General features: G+C 74.9%; 14 protein-coding genes. 2 read left to right on the top strand and 12 right to left on the bottom strand.

All coding sequences use genetic code 11. The features are described 5' to 3' along the window. Positions 1–238 precede the first annotated feature (238 nt). A complete protein-coding gene (locus ACFWA9_RS19905; RefSeq protein WP_380388567.1) occupies positions 239–1162 on the bottom strand; it encodes a spherulation-specific family 4 protein in 924 nt (307 codons plus the stop codon). A 449-nt stretch (positions 1163–1611) separates the two neighbouring features. On the opposite strand from ACFWA9_RS19905, the gene ACFWA9_RS19900 reads away from it, so the two are divergent. Then, the gene (locus tag ACFWA9_RS19900) at positions 1612–2808 is read left to right on the top strand and encodes an NAD(P)/FAD-dependent oxidoreductase (protein ID WP_380388566.1); all 1197 of its coding nucleotides are present in this window, start codon (positions 1612–1614) and stop codon (positions 2806–2808) included. After that, positions 2805–3722, top strand: coding sequence for an RNA polymerase sigma-70 factor (locus ACFWA9_RS19895; protein ID WP_380388564.1), 918 nt, complete (start codon positions 2805–2807; stop codon positions 3720–3722). The genes ACFWA9_RS19900 and ACFWA9_RS19895 overlap by 4 nt, the downstream gene beginning before the upstream one ends. A gap of 150 nt (positions 3723–3872) precedes the next feature. Here the strand turns inward: ACFWA9_RS19895 and ACFWA9_RS19890 are convergent, their stop codons facing one another. The 11 genes from ACFWA9_RS19890 to ACFWA9_RS19840 form a co-directional block, all read right to left on the bottom strand. Further along, entirely contained in the window at positions 3873–4388 is a 516-nt protein-coding gene (locus ACFWA9_RS19890) for a hypothetical protein (RefSeq protein ID WP_380388562.1), read from the bottom strand. 316 nt (positions 4389–4704) lie between these two features. After that, positions 4705–5181 carry a hypothetical protein gene (locus ACFWA9_RS19885; RefSeq protein ID WP_380388560.1) on the bottom strand — a complete coding sequence of 159 codons (477 nt, stop codon included), beginning with the start codon at positions 5179–5181 and terminating at the stop codon, positions 4705–4707. 171 nt (positions 5182–5352) lie between these two features. Further along, positions 5353–6792: an oxygenase MpaB family protein gene (locus tag ACFWA9_RS19880; RefSeq protein ID WP_380388588.1), complete on the bottom strand. Its 1440-nt coding sequence runs from the start codon at positions 6790–6792 to the stop codon at positions 5353–5355. Between the two features lie 128 nt (positions 6793–6920). Further along, on the bottom strand, positions 6921–7634 hold the full coding sequence (gene uppS / locus ACFWA9_RS19875) for a polyprenyl diphosphate synthase (RefSeq protein WP_380388558.1): 714 nt from the start codon (positions 7632–7634) through the stop codon (positions 6921–6923). Between the two features lie 372 nt (positions 7635–8006). Continuing rightward, the gene (locus tag ACFWA9_RS19870) at positions 8007–8192 is read right to left on the bottom strand and encodes a hypothetical protein (protein ID WP_380388556.1); all 186 of its coding nucleotides are present in this window, start codon (positions 8190–8192) and stop codon (positions 8007–8009) included. Continuing rightward, positions 8189–10921 (bottom strand): hypothetical protein, encoded by a 2733-nt coding sequence (locus ACFWA9_RS19865; protein WP_380388554.1) that lies wholly within the window; start codon positions 10919–10921, stop codon positions 8189–8191. The genes ACFWA9_RS19870 and ACFWA9_RS19865 overlap by 4 nt, the downstream gene beginning before the upstream one ends. Positions 10922–11451: 530 nt before the next feature. After that, positions 11452–11706, bottom strand: a complete 255-nt coding sequence (locus ACFWA9_RS19860; RefSeq protein WP_329491630.1) for a hypothetical protein — start codon at positions 11704–11706, stop codon at positions 11452–11454. Then, on the bottom strand, positions 11703–12863 hold the full coding sequence (locus tag ACFWA9_RS19855; RefSeq protein WP_380388553.1) for an anion permease: 1161 nt from the start codon (positions 12861–12863) through the stop codon (positions 11703–11705). The genes ACFWA9_RS19860 and ACFWA9_RS19855 overlap by 4 nt, the downstream gene beginning before the upstream one ends. 374 nt (positions 12864–13237) lie before the next feature. Further along, entirely contained in the window at positions 13238–14425 is a 1188-nt protein-coding gene (locus ACFWA9_RS19850; protein WP_380388551.1) for an NlpC/P60 family protein, read from the bottom strand. Positions 14426–14746: 321 nt separating this feature from the next. Next, complete coding sequence (locus ACFWA9_RS19845; RefSeq protein ID WP_352297056.1) at positions 14747–15007, bottom strand: hypothetical protein; 261 nt, start codon at positions 15005–15007, stop codon at positions 14747–14749. Further along, positions 15004–15315 carry a DUF6247 family protein gene (locus ACFWA9_RS19840; protein WP_352297059.1) on the bottom strand — a complete coding sequence of 104 codons (312 nt, stop codon included), beginning with the start codon at positions 15313–15315 and terminating at the stop codon, positions 15004–15006. The genes ACFWA9_RS19845 and ACFWA9_RS19840 overlap by 4 nt, the downstream gene beginning before the upstream one ends. Between the last annotated feature and the right edge of the window lie 324 nt (positions 15316–15639).

The raw sequence follows: 15639 nt of genomic DNA, 5'->3' as shown, positions 1-15639 counted from the left end.
GCCGCGACGGCGGACCCCGGAGCACCGCACGCCGACGGGGCGTTCGGGTGCGCACCGACGGTCCGGGCGCTCCGGCACGGGTCGGCGGAGCACCCGAGGACACCAGGAAGAACGAAACGGAGCCGTACTCCGGTTCAGCTCCGGCCCTTCGCAAGGCGGCGGCGAGACGCCCCACCTGGGTGGCCCCCGCCACCGTCGGGGCCCGGGCGCCCGGACCCCGGCGACGGGCAGCCCCCCGTCAGCCCTTGGTGGCCGCGTAGGCGGTCTCGGTGGCGAAACCCCAACCCGGGGCGGCGTCCCACGGGATGTCCAGCTCGTCGTCGGTGGCGTAGACGTAGCCGGCGCCGCGGGTGAAGGCCGTGTCCAGGGTGGCGCGCATGGCGGTCGCGTCCGGGGTGTCGTACACCAGGTGCCAGAACGCCGTGCCGCTGGGATCGAGGGTCGCGCCGGAGTAGTAGCCGGCGGCGGCGTTGAAGACGTTGCCGCCCAGCCAGCCGTCGGCGTAGTCGGCACCGCTGCCCTCGAAGGTCACGAAGACGTCGGCCGTACGGTGGCCGGGCTCCAGGTAGCAGTCCGCGACCGCGGTGCCGGGGTTGTCCACCACCAGGTCCCGGGCCTGCGGCGCCACCGCGTAGACGGTCTCCTGGACGTAGGCGCGCAGCTCCGCGTAGTAGTCCCGGTCGGCGTTGCCGGCTCCGCAGTCCCGCTGCGACTGGTCGAAGAAGATGCCGTCGACGTGCAGCCGGTGGTCGGCGGTCCTGACGTAGTTGTCCACGGTGGCCCGGACCACGGCCTGCGGCAGCGTGCCGTGGGCCGTGTCGACGTAGCCCAGGACCCGGGTGCGGCCGCCGTGCGCGGTGGGGGCGGCGCGCAGGCTGTCGGCGCGCGCCTGCCAGGTGGCGTCGAACGGGGCGTAGCCGTTGTAGGGGTTGAGGATGACGATCGACGGCGCCGGGTGGGTGGTCGGCAGACCGGCGAGCATGGGGTCGCCGGGCAGGACGTAGGCCGGGACGGCGACCTCCAGACCCCGCGGTCTGTCGGCGGCCACCGGACCGGCCCCCTCGGGTGACACCGTCGCGGCGGGCGCGACGGCGGCGGTGGTGGTGGCGGTCAGTGCCGCGACGGCGAGCAGGGCGGGCAGGGTCTTGGTGAACGAACGCATCGCGCCTCTTTGATCGGTGAGCCGGGAGTCGGAGTGACGGCGGTCGAGGGGTGACACCCCCGCCGCACCCGGGTGCGGCCGGCTCCGTGCCCCGCGCCCCTCCGCCCGACCCGGCCGGGCCGAGCGCCCCCATTCCTACCGGGCCGATCCCACTCGGGCGGCCAACTTCGAAAGAACACAGGGAAGTTAGTGGACGCCTCCGGAGCTCCTCCGAAGGCCGGCGCCGGCCAGGCGGCGCGCCGCCGTTCCCCGGCTCCCCCGCGACGCCGAGTCGATCATGGTTGAATGCGCTGCGTCGCGGCACTCGGGGGGCTTGTGCCGCGCGCCCGCGCACTCCTCTCGGCGGTGTGACGCGGGTCACTTCGGCCCCGTGTCACGAACGGGAGGGCAGCTCGCGTCTGGTGGTTGTCCGCACGGCGGGAACGACCGACACGAAGGCGACGACGACGATGACGAACACGACAGCAACACGGCAGCACGAGGTCCTGGTCCTGGGCGCCGGCTACGCCGGACTCTCCGCGGCGATCCAGCTCGCGGCCCGCACCCGCAAGCGCGCGGATCTGCGGGTGACGCTGGTCAACCCCGACGAGCACTTCACCGAGCGGCTCCGGCTGCACATGACCGCCACCGGCCAGCAGACGGCCGCGATGAGCATCCCGGAGCTGCTGGACGGCACCGGTGCGACCTTCGTCCGCGGCTGGGTCACCGCCGTGGACGCCGGGGCCAAGACCGTCCGGATCGACGACGACCGGGTCCTGCGCTACGACACCCTGGTCTACGGCCTGGGCAGCGTCGCCGACACCGACGCCGTCCCCGGCGTGGACGACCACGCCCACACCCTCGACAGCCCGCAGGACGCAGCGCTCCTCGCCGACCGGCTGGCCCGGCTCGGCTGCGGGACCGTCGTGGTCGGCGGCAGCGGCCTCACCGGAGTGGAGGCCGCGGCGGAGATCGCCGAGCGGTACCCGCAGCTCCGGGTGGAGCTGCTGGGCCGTCAGGAGCCGGGCGCGACCATGCACCCGAAGGCCAAGGCCCACCTGGACGCGGCGCTCGCCCGGCTCGGTGTGCGGGCGCGCGCCGGCGTCGAGGTGGCCAAGGTCCTGCCGGACGCCGTCGAACTCGCGGACGGCACCGTCCTGCCCGCGGACGCGGTGCTGTGGACCAGCGGCACCCGCGTCTCCCCGCTGGCCGCCGCCGCCGGCCTGACCGTCGACGAGCGCGGCCGTGTGGTCACCGACCCGGCCCTGCGCTCGGTCTCCCACCCGGACGTCTACGCCGTGGGCGACGCGGCGGCGGTCCGCCAGGGCTACGGCGTGATGCACGGGACCTGCCAGAGCGGCATGCCCACCGGCGTGCACGCGGCCCTCTCGATCCTGCGGGTCCTGGCCGGCAAGGAGCCCAAGCCCTTCCGCTTCGGCTACTACCACACACCCGTCAGCCTGGGCCGGCACGACGCCGTCGTCCAGTTCACCCACCCCGACGACACCCCGCGCCGGCTCGTGCTGACCGGCAAGCGGGCCGCGAAGTACAAGGAGACGGTCAGCGCCGCGCCGTGGCCGACCTTCGCCCGCATGAAGAAGATGCCCGCCTCGGGCGCGTTCTGGCCGCACGGCGGCCGCTACACCAGGATCCGGAGCGCCAAGTGACCCAGCCCCGACAGGACGACGCCGACCAGCTCGTCTTCCAGCAGTACCGCACCCTGCTCTTCTCCGTCGCCTACCGCCTCCTCGGCACCGCCGCCGATGCCGAGGACGTGGTCCAGGACGCCTGGCTCAAGTGGTCGGCGGCCGACCGCTCCCAGGTCGCCGACCCCAAGGCCTACCTGGCCCGGATCGTCTCCAACCTGGCGATGGAGCGGCTCCGGTCGACCCGCCACCAGCGCGAGACCTACGTCGGCCCGTGGCTCCCCGAACCGATCCTCACCCTCCCGGACACCGCCGAGGACATCGCCGCGGCCGACTCGGTCTCGATGGCCCTGCTGGTCGTCCTGGAGACGCTGAGCCCGCTGGAGCGCGCCGTGTTCGTCCTGAAGGAGGTCTTCGCCTTCAGCTACGCGGAAATCGCCGAGGCGGTCGAGCGCTCGGAGCCGGCCGTGCGCCAGGCGGGGCACCGCGCCCGCGAGCACGTCCAGGCCCGCCGGCCCCGCTTCACGGCGGACGCCGCCCGCCGACGCGACGTCACCGAGCGGTTCTTCGCGGCGACGTCGGGCGGCGACATCAACACCCTCATGGAGCTGCTCTCCCCGGACGTGACGCTGTGGACCGACGGCGGCGGCAAGGTCCGCCAGGCCCTCAAGCCGGTCGTCGGCCTGGAGACGGTGGCCCGCTGGTTCGCCGCGCTCGGCAGCGTGACCTACCAGGGCATCGAGCCCGGGCAGATGCGGGCGGAGCTCACCTCGATCAACGGCGGCCCGGGCCTGGTCTTCCGCGGCCCGGACCGCGTGGTCGCCACGCTGACCTTCGAGTTCGACCCCGAAGGGCGCATCTCGACGATCCACAACGTGGCCAACCCGGACAAGCTCCGCGCCGTCGGCGACGGCACCCGCCACGACCTGCGCTGAGCCGCCGTGGGTCGCCGGCGCTCTCCGGGCCCCGCGTGCCCGGTCTGCGACCCCGCTGTCACGGGGGCGGTACCGGGCGGGTGCGCGAGCGGCCGCCGGGCCGGTGCCCACGTCGTGGACGCCGCCCCTGACGGCCGACGAGGCCGCGGACTACCAGCCGCCGGAGGTGGTGTGGAAGCCGCGGGAGGTGGTGGCCGTGTCGGCGGTGCGGGTCGACGGGAGGTCGGAGCCGGAGGTGCTGATCCGGGCGCCGCCCCGGCCCGGGGCCTCCTGGCGGCCGGCCGACTCGGTACCGGCCCACCGGGGCGCTGGGGCGGACGCGGGGGCCGCCGGTGGGCGCGGGTCCTCCCGGTCGATCCGCAGGACGAGGCTGCGGCCGCCGGGGTAGCCGCTCCGGTCGCGGTCGGTGCACCGAACCACCTGGCTGTGGGTGCCGCCACGCTCCTCCCAGCGGCCCACGACGGCGCGGATGCTGGGCCCCCAGGCGCCGTCGTGCTCGTGCTCGACGGAGAGCTCCCAGTCCGCGGCATCGATCAGCTCGCTGGCACCGACGACGCCCGGCACCACGACGGTGCCGCCGCCCCGGACGGTCGCCACGGCCCGTTGCGGCCGGTCGGCCTGCACGCCGGTCACCGTGATCCGGTGGGCGCCTCGGTACTTCGGCATCTGTCACTCCCGCGGGCTGGTTCGACTGTTCCGTACTCCTCCTCCCTTGAACGGCCGGCGACCGGGCCAGGGTTCGCCGCCGGGCCGATGCCGGGCCGGTTCCCGGCGCGGGGCACGGGTGAGGAGCAGGGGTGAGGAGCAGGGAGCGGGCCGGGGAGAGGAGGCGCGGCCGGGCGGAAGTGGGCTGCGCCGCAGCGGAGTTCCGTCGCCGCTGGTCGCCCCGACCGCGGCGACGCGCGTTCGCCGGGCGCCCACCGCACCGCGATCCGGCCGGTCGGTGGGGGCAGGCCGGGCCCGCCCCCACCGGAGGCCGGGGTCAGTAGACCAGGATGTCCCAGTGGTTGCCCTCGTTGCAGTAGAGGTTGCCCGACGCGGCCTTCCACTGCGGGTAGCCGTCACCCCGGTAGCCGATGTAGGTGAAGGAGTTCTGGACGTAGGCGTCGATGCAGGAGTTGCGGGAGATGTCGACCTTGTAGCCGTTGTAGTGGCTGTACGTTCCGGAGGCGTGGCCCACCTCGGTGCCGCCCGTGATGTTGATGGCGCAGCCGCTGGACTGCTTCAGGGTGATGATCGTGCTCACCGTGCCGGAGTTGATCTGCTCGAACGACGTGCAGGTGGAGTTGGACCGGGTGGTACAGCCGCCACTGGAACTCCACGTGATACCGGCGCTCCTGAACTGACCGGCGGCGGTCGACTGCGAGACCTTGGTGCCACTGGCGCCGGCCGTGGGCGCCGTGACGGCGAGCCCGGCCAGGGCCAGGGCGATGACGGTGGCTGCGGTGCGGGGCTTCATCTGCGTCTCCCGGTGAGGGCGCTGAACCTCGGACCGGGCCAGGATGGCCCCGGCGCCCTCTATGCGAGTAGACCCCGTGCTGTGAATTTCCCGTGACGGCGGCGTGACCGGGTCGCCCCGAGCGCCGCCGCCGTACCCGCCGGCGTCCCCCACCTCACCGCCCCGCCCGGATCACGCCTGGGCGAGCAGCGGGTCGTAGGCCGTGGAGCGCTGACGGCCCGCCATGAAGGCGAGGAAGTCCTTGATGAACGCGGCCCGCGTGTACGTCCCGTTCGAGTCGAGCAGTTCGCGGTGGAAGCCGGTGCGGAAGAGCGCGCGGTACTCGTCCGCGTCGATGCTCTGGTTGCCGTCGGCATCGGTCACGTCGAACAGCACCTCGGCGACCCGGATCAGGGCGGGGCCGGCGAGGGAGGGGACCGCCTCCGCGTACTCCTGTCGGCTGACCCGGCCGTCGCCGTCCGTGTCGAGCGCCGACTGGAGCTCACGCCACCAGGCGGCATAGGCGTCGTAGAGCCTGGTCTCCTCCGGCTCGTCCAGGTCGAGGCGGCCGGACAGCTCCCGTGCCATGGCCGCCAGGTCGGGCCAGTCCAGGTAGCCGTTCCCGGTCTGGTCCAGCACGGTGTCGAAGAACTCCTCCGCGCCGCGCCGCCCGGCACCCGCCCGTGCCGACCGCCCCGACGGCCTCCCGGCACCGGGCCGCTCGGGCTCGTCCGGGAGCGGGGTGACCAGTCGCAGCAGGGCACCGAACCGCTTCATCCCGTCGCCCACGGCGGCCAGCGCCCTGGCCCGGGGGTCGTCGCTGTCGGGTGACAGCGAGATCAGGTCGAGGAGGTTGTCGGCGGTGACCCAGCCGTCCGGCAACAGGCGCGCCGAACCGAGGGCCAGGTAGGCGGCCTGGCTCAGGGCCTGGGCGCCGGGGACCTCGGTCAGTCCGGCCCGCCTGCGGAACGTCTCCGGCAGGGAGGCCACCGTGACCACCCCGATCGCCGGCCCGGCGAGGGCCCGGCCGGCCGCCCAGAGCGTCGGCACGCCCTCCAGCAGGGGAGGCGCCGGAAGGTGGTCGAAGAGGTGGTACAGGATGGTGCGCAGCGCCTCGGTGTTCTCCAGCTCCTCCTCGACCACCCGGTCGTAGTACGGCCAGAAGTCCCGCAGGGAGGCGGGGAGTTGGCCGGAGGAGTCGCCCAGCAGCGTCTGGAAGGCCACGAACTGCGCGTACAGCTCCTCCATCGCGGCCTGGTCGAGCGGCCGCCCGCTCCAGCGGAACATGGTGACGGCGCTCTCGAACATCGTGGCGACCACCCACGCGCGGGCCGCCGGGTCCATCGCGTCGTAGGGCCGGTTCGCCGCGTCGGTGCCGCTCATCCGCGCGTGCATCCGGTTGAGCCGGGCCACCTCCCGGTCCCGGGCCGCCTCGTCCGCACCGGTCACGCGCTGCAGGCTGCGCAGGGTGTTGGTCATCCGGCGCCAGGGGTGGGTGAGGAAGGTCGAGCTGTCGACCAGGGCCGCACCGATCTGCGGGTAGGCGGCTTCCAGCACCGTCGCCCGGATCATGGCCGCGGCCCAGCACGGGTCGTCGAAGAGGCGGTGGAACCGCGTGCCCGGGCCGAACAGCGGTCCGGGCCGCGCGGCGGACCCGGGTGTGGGGGTGGCTCCGGCTCCGGCGGTCGACTCGGGTGTGGGGGTGGCTCCGCCTCCGGGGGCGGGGTGCTCGCCGTCCGGGTGGTCGTCGGTCGTCCGGGTCACGATCCGGCCTCTCCATTCGTGTCGGCCGCCACCCCGCCGAAGCGGCGGTGGCGTCGCTGATAGGTGTTCAGGCACTCCAGGAAGTGCGTCGCCCGGAAGTCGGGCCAGAGCACCGGCGGGAAGATCCACTCGGCGTAGGCGACCTGCCAGAGCATGAAGTTCGAGATGCGCTGCTCCCCGGAGGTCCGGATGACCAGGTCCACGTCGGGGGTGTCAGGGAACGGCAGGTGGGCCGCGAAGCCCTCCTCGTCGAGGGTCTCGGCCGCCGCACCGCTGCGGATCAGCGAGCGCGCGGCCTCGACGATGTCCCGGCGCCCGCCGTGGTCGAACGCCACGGTCAGGGTCATGCCCCGGTTGCGGCTGGTCAGCGTCGTCAGGTCCGCGAAGTCGCGGGCCAGTGCGGCCGGGATCCGAGGATCCGCGCCGCCGAGGAAGCGGCAGCGGATCCCGCGCGCGTGCAACAGCGGAGCGTGCTTGCGCACGACCCGGCGCACCAGGTGCAGGAGGTAGTCGACCTCCTCGCCGGGGCGGCTCCAGTTCTCGGTGGAGAACGCGTACAGGCTGAGCCACCGGACGCCGGACGCCCGGGCCGCCTCGATGACGTCGATCACCGTCGCCTCGGCCGCGCGGTGACCGGAGGTGCGGGGCAGATCGCGCCGCGCCGCCCAGCGGCCGTTCCCGTCCATCACACAGGCGACATGACGTGGCACCGGGGCCGAGCGCTCCCCTGCGGCCGGCCGGGGCACGGCCGCTCCCCCGGGCGGCGCGAGACCTCCGAAGACCTGCTCCACCACCACTGCCGCCCCTCCGCTCGCCACCGGCCCGCGATCTCCGCGAGGCCGTCATGAGCGTGCCGGGGCCCGGGCCGTACTGTCCGGCGATCGGGCGATCTTCACCCGATCCGGTGACGGCGGGGCCCGCCGCCACCACGCCCTACCGGTAGCCGAAGGACGGTCCGGACCTCAGAGGTCCGGACCGGACTCCAGTTGCCGGATCGGTCGCCCGCCGCCCGGCAGCGCACGCCGGGCGGCCCTGGACGGACCGGCCTACGCCGGACTGCGAGGTGATGACCGGACGGGCCGTCATTTCGCCTGGATCGAGGCCCACGGCGCCCCGGTGGGCGAACCGGCGGAGCCGGCGTACTTCCAGCCGGTGACGACGGTCGCACCGGTGAGCCCGGGCGGCGCGGACCGCGAAGCGGGGCGGTGGAGGACGACGGCGCGCGCCGGCGCCCGGGCCGGGCCGTCGACAGCCCGCGCGGCCGTCACCCCGTCAGGATCCCGGCCAGTCGGGCCGATTCCGCCCGGACGCGCGCCGGCGCCCCCGCGGCGCTCAGGGCGTCGAGGGCCGGGAGCGCCTCACGGATGCCCTCGGCCACCGCGCACTCGGCGGCGAGGACCAGCGCGTCGGCCAGTCCTCGCCGGCCGGGCTCGGTGGCGAGCTCGGTGATCACGGCCGTGAGCACGGCCCAGGTCGTCCGGCCCGCACCGGCGCGCGCGGCTTCGGCCAGGACGGGCAGGACCCGGTTCGGCTTGGCCGCGGACAGCCTCCAGAGTGCCGCGATCCATCCGCCCAGCACCTCCGGCCGGAGCCGGCCCTGGGCGCCCGCCGCCAGCAGGAAGTCCAGCGCGGCGGTGCGGTTCTCCGCCCGGGAGGCGGTCAGCCCGTAGGCCAGCAGGAGGTGGCTCACCGGTCCGAACTCGCCCGGCATCTCCGCGAGCCGGGGCAGCAGGGGGTTCGGCTCCCGGGGACCGGGCGCGTCCACCCGGAACACCGCGGCCGGGACGCCGTGCGCCGCGACGGTCTCCGGGTGCCATGGCGCCACCCAGGCGAACTGGACGAGGTCGGTGGCCGGCGTCGACGGCAGGTCCACGAACCGGGCGTACTCGGTGGGGTCGGGGACGGCGTGGAGGAGACCGGTGATGCCTTCGGGTGCCGGCGCGGCCTCGGGGGCACACGGTGCGATGCGCACGACCGGAGCAGGGGCCCGGCCGACGCCGTCGAGCCGCTCGGGCATGTTCGCGGTCTGGGTGTGGAACCGGCGGGGTGCGGGCGGCGCGACGTCCGGCGGCAGCTCCCAGCCGAGCCCGGCGGCCGCGGCGCGGACGGCCGGCAGCGCGGGCGGGGCCACCCGCAGCAACGCCTGGGCCAGGTCGGCGGGTGAGGGGCGGGCACCGGCGGTCCGGTAGGCGGCGAGCCGGTCGAGCAGCACGGCCGGGTCGATCGTGCCGTCGCCGGCCGTGGGCGTGGCGAGCAGCAGCGGCACCGGCGCCTCCACGGCCGAACACGCCGCCTCGTGCACGCGCACCGCGGTGACCACGCCGAGGGTGCGCATGAAGGCGGGCATGCCCAGCAGCACGGCCAGGCTCGCCCGGGGCGCCTGCGCCTGGCCGGTCAGAGCGTCGAGCAGGACACCGAGCGCTCCGTCGACCTGACGGATGAACGGGAACCGGTCCGGGTTCGCGGCGCGCCGTGCGGCGAGCGGGGCCAGCGCGGCCCGGAGCGCGGCGGCGTCACGGTGGTGCTCCGCCACCAGGGCGGCGAGCACCAGCTCGAACTCACCCGGGTCGGGCACCCGGTCGGCCATCAGGGCGCTCAGCCGCTCGGCCGTGTCGAGCGGCCCCGCGGGTGCGGCCGGCAGTTCGGCACACGCCACGCGTACCGTCGCGACCCGCGCGTCCGCCTGGGGCTCCGCGGGCGGGGCGGGGATCTCCAGCAGGCGGTGGGCGTCGGGCCGCAGGGCTGGTCCGAGATCGGCGGCCGCGGCGCGCACGGCCTCGGCGACGGCGGGTGCGGCGTGCGACAGGTGGCGGGCGACGAGGCGCAGGGCCTGCTCCTGGACCGCGGGGAGCGGATGGGTGAAAGCCACGGCGACGGCGGGCAGCAGGCCGTCGGCCCCGGCCGGGTCGCGGCGCAGCGCGGCGTCGACCCGGCCCAGCTGGACGGTGGCGAGGCCCTTCTCCGGGCGGGCCAGGACGGCGGCCGTGAGTTCGACGAACAGCTCGGCCGGCAGCCGCTCCGCCACGAGGACCAGCGCCGCCTGGGCGGCCTTGGCGGCGCCCGGCGCGCCGTCGGCGGCCAGCCGGACGTGGTCCCCGGCCCGGGCGAGGATCTCGTCGGCGTCGAGGGCCAGCACCGCGTACAGCCGCAGAAAACCGCGCAGGTTGCCGGGTCGGTCGCCGCGCAGCAGTCGGCCCAGGCAGAGGTCGGTCAGTTCGGCGCGGTCGAGCAGCCCCTCGGCCGCCACGGCGGCGAGCGACTCGGCCCAGCCGCAGGTCGACGGCGCCTCGATGAACTCGGCCCCGGCGTCCGGGACTTCGAACACCCGGCGGGTCAACTCGGCGAGCCGGGGCTGCGCCCGCAGCCAGGAGAGCAGCGAGTGGTGGTGCGGCACCGGTTCGCGCAGGCCCTGGTCGGCGAGCCATTCGCCGATCTCCCGGTGGGGGGATCTCATCCGGCTGCCCTCGCGGAGCCACCCGATCACGTAGCCGTCGGTGGTGGGGGGTTCGGCGCCGGACCAGAGGGCGAGGCCGTGGGTGATCAGCCACCGGGCGGCGTCGCCCCGCGCGGGCAGCCATGCGGCGAGCCGGCCCGCGAGTTCGCGGTGGAAGGCCGCATCGCGGTGCGGCGCGAGCAGGGTCAGCAGGACGGTGTGGTGGTCGGGGCTGCTGGAGCCGCCGCCAGGCCGCGGCCAGGTGACGTCGAGGAGGCGGCGGGAGGTGAGCCACTCCAGGGCCTCGGCCGGGGTGGCGGCGGCGAGGATCCCGGCCAACTGCAGTGCGGCGAGCTGGTCGTACGCGGGGGAGTACCGGCCCCGGTCGCCCGACGAGAGTTCGCGCACCAGTTCGGTGCGGAGCTTGCGCAACGGGGTCCGCAGATGGCGCAGCTCAGCGGCGGGCACCGGCCGGAGCCGGTCGATCACCCCCTGCGGGATCCGCGCGGCGATGAGCGCGCGCGTCTCCTCCCAGCTGATCGTCTCGCTCGTGCGGTCGGTCACGACGTCCCCCATCCGGTCCGGCTGATGATCGTCAACCTAACCCGGCACACCGACAACGCCGCAGGTGCGGCGGCCACCGGGCCCCGGCGGCCACCCCCTCGGCGAGCAGCACCCGCGCCCCGGCGCACCGTTCGCCCGGACGGCTGCGGGGCACCGCCGGGTGACACGGCCCGTCCCGGCCACTCCGACGACCGGGCTCGTCCGACCGGCGTGGGCACGACTCGGTCCACCACCGCCCGTTCCGTGCCGGAAGGGGGTGTGCCGGTCGGGCCCGTCGATCCGCCCGCACCGGGCCTGTCAGTGTCCCGGAGTAGGTTGCGACGCATGAGCCCAGTGAACTCCGAGGCCGCCCGTCAGCCGGCCGGCACCCGTCCCCGTTGTCCCTCCGTCGGCCCGGGGCGCGGCGCCGACGGGCACCGGCGCGACGCCCGTGCCACCGTCGAGGTCCTTCCGTTGTGGGCCGCCCCCTGGTCCCTCACCGCGCGGGCCCCGGCGGCGGGGTGACGCTCCCTCGCCCGCGGCGCGGCCGTTCAGCTGTGGTTGACGATGACGAAGATGCCCCAGGCGATCGCGGCGAGCACGGTGGCGAAGCAGAGTACGGCCACTGCGTAGCCGACCGGTCCGACGGCGGCCGGGGGGCCGGTCACGGCAGACCGCCCGGCGGGGCGGGCCGACGGGTTGAGGGCGCGCAGGCCGAGGGCGAACAGGGCCGGCAGGCCGGCTCCGGCGACGAGGCCCACCACGACGATCCCCCACAGTGCGTCGAGGTTGATCCAGGAGTTCACGAGGCCACCTCGCCGGCGTCCGGGGCCGGGACCAGCGAACCGGTCCAGGCTTCGTTGACGTTCTCCGGCGTCACCGCCACGGCCGGCCGGCGGGAGGCCGCGAAGAAGGCGATCGAGGCCAGGACCAGCACGATGAAGATCACTACGACGCCGATGGTCCCGCCGATCCCGTGGGCGGCCCAGTAGGTCGCGGCGCCGACCGTCGCGGAGGCCGGCAGGGTGAGCAGCCAGGCCACCGCCATGCGGCGGGCGGTGTTCCAGCGCACCACGGCACCCTTGCGGCCGACCCCGGCGCCCAGGATCGACCCGGTGGCCACGTGGGTGGTGGACAGCGAGTAGCCGAAGTCGGTGGAGGAGAGGATCACCGCCGCCGAGGCCGACTCGGCGGCCATGCCCTGCGGCGACTCGATCTCGATGAGTCCCTTGCCCAGCATCCGGATGACCCGCCAGCCGCCGAGGTAGGTGCCCAGGGCGATCGCCATCGCGCAGGAGGTGATCACCCAGGTCGGGGAGGTGGCGCCGGCCTGGAGGGTGCCGTTGGCGATCAGGGCCAGGGTGATGACGCCCATGGTCTTCTGCGCGTCGTTGGTGCCGTGGGCGAGCGAGACCATCGAGGCCGAACCGATCTGGCCGATCCGGAAGCCGTGGTCGCGCGGGCCGTGGGAGACGTCGCGGGTGAGCCGGTAGACGAGGTGGGTGCCGACCACCGCGACCGTCCCGGCGATGAACGGCGACAGGGTGGCGGGCACGATCACCTTGGAGACCAGCCCCTGCCACTTGACGGCCGAGACCCCGGCCGCCGCCATCGTCGCCCCGACCACGCCGCCGATGAGCGCGTGCGAGGAACTGGAGGGGATGCCGAGGTACCAGGTGGTCAGGTTCCACAGGATGCTGCCGGCCAGTCCCGCGAAGACCACCACCAGGGTCACGTCGGCGCTGTCGACCAGACCGCTCGCGATGGTCGCCGCGACGGCGGTCGACAGGAACGCGCCGACCAGGTTCAGCGCCGCCGAGAGGGCGACCGCCGCGCGTGGACGTAAGGCGCCGGTGACGATCGAGGTCGCCATGGCGTTGCCGGTGTCGTGGAATCCGTTGGTGAAGTCGAAACCCAGCGCGGTGGTGACCACCAGGGCCAGGACCGCGTCGTTGCCCGTCACGGTGCCGAACCTAGCTTCCGGCCCGGGCGGACCGGCCGTGGACGAACCCGGCGCGCCGGGGTTTCGACCGGACGGGGCCCGGCGGCACGCCGTCGCCGGACCCCCGGACCCCCGGGCGCAACGCACGGCCGGGCCGGCGTCGTCCCCTCGGGTGATCATCACACGGGGCTGTCGGTTGCTGCGGGACGGGCCCGTTCCTCCGGCGGTCCTGCCCGTCGGTGCGGACACGGCTTCGCCGTGGCCCCGCTGCCCTCCCCGAGGAGCGCGCCGACGGCCACCCGCCGGGGCAGCGCCTCGCTACGGCGTTGCCCGCGGGCGGCCGGCCCGTGGCGCCAGGGGCGGTACCGAGGCACGGCCGTCCCGGCCGGCGCGGCTCAGGCCGGGCGCACCGCGCCCATGTACGGCATCACGCTGATCGGGAGGACCTCGACGTTCTTCCCCTTGCGCGGAGCGTGGATCATCTTGCCGTCGCCGATGTAGAGGCCCACGTGGTGGATGTCGTCATAGAAGAAGACGAGGTCACCGGGCTGGAGGTCGCCCCGGGCGACGTGCGGGCCGGACTTCCACTGGTCCTGGGATATCCGGGGGAGCTTGACGCCGGCCGCGCGGTAGGCGGCGCCGGTGAGGCCGGAGCAGTCGAAGGAGTTCGGTCCCGTGGAGCTCCACTCGTAGGGCTTGCCGAGCTGGGCGGTGGCGAACCTGACGACGTCGGCGGCCCGGCCGCCCGCGCTCGCCGGAGCGGGTCCGGCGGCGGCTCCGGCAGGGGCTTCGGCGGGGGTTCCGGCAGGGGCTCCGGCGGGGGCGGCTCCCGCCGGGGTGGCTCCGGCGGCCGGGCGCGTCGCGGGTGCCGTGGCGGCGCCCTGCGCGGGCCGCTCGGCAGCGCGCGCGGCGCGGTCGGCCGCAGCGGCCTGCTGGGCGGCGGCCTTGGCCTTCTCGGCGCTCTCCTGGGCGTTGATCCTGGCCCGGTCCTCGGCGCTGAGCTTGTTGAGCAGGGCCTCGGCCTCGGCGAGCTTGGCCTGGATCTGCTTCTTCTCCTCGCCCAGCGACGCTCCCGCGGCGTCGAGTCGGGCGAGCATCGCGGTGGCCTCGGCGCGGTCCTGGTCGAGCTTGCGCTGCGCGTCGCGGGCCTGCTTCAGCAACGCGGCCTGGCTGTCGGCGACCTGGTTCTGCACGGCCGCCCGCTCCAGGTAGCCGGCCGGGTCGGAGTCGAGCATCAGCTGGACGCCCGGGCCGATGCCGTTGCTGCGGTACTGCTCACCGGCCACCGCGCCGAGCGAGGTGCGCAGTTCGTTGAGCGAGTCCTGGCCGCGGGCGACCTTGTCCTGGATGCGGTTGGCGTCGGCCTGGAGCGACTGCCGCTTCTCCTGGAACCCGTTGTAACGCTCGATGGCCTGCTCGGCCTCCCCGTTGAGCCTGTCCACCTGCTCCTTGACGGAGGCGAGGGTGGGCGCCGGCTCGGCGTGCGCCGTCCCGGCGGCGAGCACCGCGCCGCCGGCCACGGCCGTGGTGAGGACAGCGAGACGGGCCCGGCTCGGACGGCTGGGTTTGCGGTGATTTCCCATGGCGGCGGGCTCCTTCGGGGGACGGAACGTCGGGAACGGTGCTCCACGGCCGTTCCCTCTACACCACGGGGAACGAGGGGTTGCGCCACTTCGGTTCGACGGATGCCGTCGTTCTGGTCCGTCGGCCTGGGCTGCCCGACCGTCCACGGAGCCACGGCCGGCCACCGTCCGGAGGACCGGAGCGTCGCCGACCGTCGTCCAGAGCGACCGTTGTCCAGAGCGACCGTCGGGCGCGGCCCGTTCGGGCCGCCGTCGCCGTGAGGGTCGACCGCCGCCGTGAGGGTCAACCCCCGCCGTGAAGGTCGGCCGGCTCCGCGGAGGTCAGCCGAGCCAGACGATGTCGATGACGTGCAGGCGCCCGGCCAGGCGGTTCACCAGGTAGACGAGGCTGAGCTGGCCGACGGAGGCGCAGCGGACGTCTTCGCCTTCGAGGTCGGTGGCGTCCCACTGCGGCCACCCCCAGGGGGTGCGGGAGGCGATGTCGAGCAGGTCGCGGACCGTCCGCTGGGCGTGTGGGGGGAGGTCGACGAAGGTCTTGACCGCCTGCGGGGACAGTCGGGCCGGCCAGACGCGGTCGCTCACCGGTCCGTCCCGGTGAGTTCGGCGAGGTCGATCCCGTCCTCGTCGTCCGGGCCGGTGGCGACGAACGCGTCGACCACCGGTGCGCTGTCCAGACGGACCCGCCAGGTCCGGACCACGTGGTGCAGCGGGGAGAGGTCGTAGGTCTGCCGCGAGTCGTCGAGCGCCTTGGCCCAGTCCCGTTCGAACGCCGGCAGCCACCTGGCTGCCCGCTCGGGCGGCTCGGCGTGGATACGGGCGAGCAGTCGGGCGGCGGCACGCGGCGCCGGAGCCGCCGGCGCGGCGGGAAGGTGGTCGGGCTGGGCGCTCAAAGGGTCCTCCACTTCGCTGCCGGTCACGGTACGGCAATCGGTGCGGCCGGCGGCGGGACCTCAGCCGGATCTCCCCCGACGTTGGCCGATTCGAGTGCGCCGACCGCCGACGATCGGGCCGGCCGCACCGGTGGGTCGGCGGCCATCGGGCAGGCGCTCGCGCACGTCAGGGAGGGCTGCGGGCAGGGCTCGGTCAGAACCCGCTGCCGTTCGGCGAGTTGGCTGCCCGTCACATCCGACAGGCCTTCGGTTCTGCCCCGGATACGGGGGCAGAACCCGGCGGACCGCTCACCGCGCCACCCAGGCCCTGGGGCCGGAGCGTCT

Source organism: Kitasatospora sp. NPDC059973 (assembly GCF_042737525.1).
In the GTDB taxonomy this organism is placed as follows: Bacteria; Actinomycetota; Actinomycetes; order Streptomycetales; family Streptomycetaceae; genus Kitasatospora.
This window is presented reverse-complemented; position numbering and strand designations above follow the sequence as displayed.

Bases quoted from the DNA above. Each gene is read 5' to 3' on its own strand.
- ACFWA9_RS19905 (WP_380388567.1), bottom strand. From the start codon at position 1,162: ATGCGTTCGTTCACCAAGACCCTGCCCGCCCTGCTCGCCGTCGCGGCA.
- ACFWA9_RS19890 (WP_380388562.1), bottom strand. From the start codon at position 4,388: ATGCCGAAGTACCGAGGCGCCCACCGGATCACGGTGACCGGCGTGCAG.
- ACFWA9_RS19885 (WP_380388560.1), bottom strand. From the start codon at position 5,181: ATGAAGCCCCGCACCGCAGCCACCGTCATCGCCCTGGCCCTGGCCGGG.
- ACFWA9_RS19850 (WP_380388551.1), bottom strand. From the start codon at position 14,425: ATGGGAAATCACCGCAAACCCAGCCGTCCGAGCCGGGCCCGTCTCGCT.
- ACFWA9_RS19900 (WP_380388566.1), top strand. From the start codon at position 1,612: ATGACGAACACGACAGCAACACGGCAGCACGAGGTCCTGGTCCTGGGC.